Source organism: Mycobacterium arosiense ATCC BAA-1401 = DSM 45069 (assembly GCF_002086125.1).
Lineage (GTDB): Bacteria > Actinomycetota > Actinomycetes > Mycobacteriales > Mycobacteriaceae > Mycobacterium > Mycobacterium arosiense.
Genome location: NZ_MVHG01000201.1, coordinates 1 through 1,355, shown reverse-complemented (window position 1 = coordinate 1,355; position 1,355 = coordinate 1). Strand labels below are relative to the sequence as shown.

Genomic DNA, 1,355 nt, shown 5'->3' with positions numbered 1-1,355 from the left:
TGAACCGCCCCGGCGAGTCCGGAGACTTACTGGTTTGAGGACTCAGCCAGCGGCTGGTCTCCGATTCTGAGCGTAGTAGGCGGCCTCCAGCTCGGCGGGCGGGATATCGCCGCAGTATTCGTAGAGGCGGCGGTGGTTGAACCAGTCCACCCATTGCGCGGTGGCCAGCTCGATGTCCTCGACGGTCCGCCAGGGCTTGCGAGGTTTGATCAGCTCGGTCTTGTATAGGCCGTTGATCGTTTCGGCCAACGCGTTGTCATAGGAGCTGCCGACCGCCCCGACTGAGGGTTGTATACCCGCCTCGGCGAGGCGTTCGCTGAACCGGATCGAGGTATATTGAGACCCTCTATCCGTGTGGTGGACAACATCTTTCAAATCGAGAACGCCTTCCTGTTGACGCGTCCAGATGGCCTGCTCGATGGCATCGAGCACCATCGAGGTCGCCATCGTTGGCGCCACCCGCCAACCCAGGATCCGCCGCGCATAGGCATCGACCACAAACGCCACGTAGGCAAACCCCGACCAGGTCGACACATAAGTCAGGTCAGCGACCCACAACCGATTGGGCGCCGGCGGGGCGAACTGCCGCTGCACGAGATCAGCCGGGCGCGCCGCCGTCGGGTCAGCGATGGTGGTCGTGCGGGCTTTACCCCGGATCGCTCCGGTCAGACCAAGTTCAGCCATCAGCCGCTCGACGGTGCAGCGCGCCACACCGATGCCCTCGCGGTTCAGCGCCAGCCACACCTTACGGGCGCCGTAAACCCCGTAGTTGGCGGCATGAACCCGGTCGATCTCCGTCTTGAGGGCCTCCTCACGGCGCCGGCGGCGGCTGGGCTCACGATTGAGCTGGTCGTAGTAGGTCGATGGGGCGATCGGCACACCTAACTCGGTTAGCTGTGTGCAGATCGACTCGACACCCCACCGCAGCCCATCAGGGCCGTCGCGGCGACCCTGATGCTCGGCGATGAACCGGGTGATTAGGGTGCTGGCCGGTCGAGCTCGGCCGCGAAGAAAGCTGACGCTGTCTTCAAAATAGCGTTAGCCCTTCGCAATTCGGCGTTCTCTCGCTGTAATCGCTTCAACTCAGCAGACTCGTCGGTCGTGGTTCCGGGCCGGGCGCCGACATCAATCTGGCCTTGACGGACCCATTTGCGTACCGTCTCCGCGCAGCCAACCCCCAGCAGCCGGGCGACCTCGCTGATCGCTGACCACTCCGAATCGTGCTGAGCGCTGATCTCGGCGACCATCCGCACCGCACGCTCACGCAACTCCGGCGGATACCTCCTCGACGAACCACCTGACATGACTCCAACCTTCCCAAGAAGTGGAGTCTCCAGACATCCCGGGGCGGTTCA

The 1,355-nt window shown here is 63.6% G+C and carries 1 protein-coding gene; it reads right to left on the bottom strand.

Translation table 11 applies throughout. From position 1 onward, the window contains the following. Positions 1–42 precede the first annotated feature (42 nt). Positions 43–1,304, bottom strand: a protein-coding gene (locus BST14_RS28065; protein WP_142279674.1) for an IS3 family transposase whose coding sequence is annotated in 2 segments (ribosomal slippage) — positions 43–1,016 and positions 1,016–1,304 — 1,263 coding nt in all. Because the reading frame shifts where the segments join, the coding sequence is not laid out codon by codon here. Positions 1,305–1,355 lie beyond the last annotated feature (51 nt).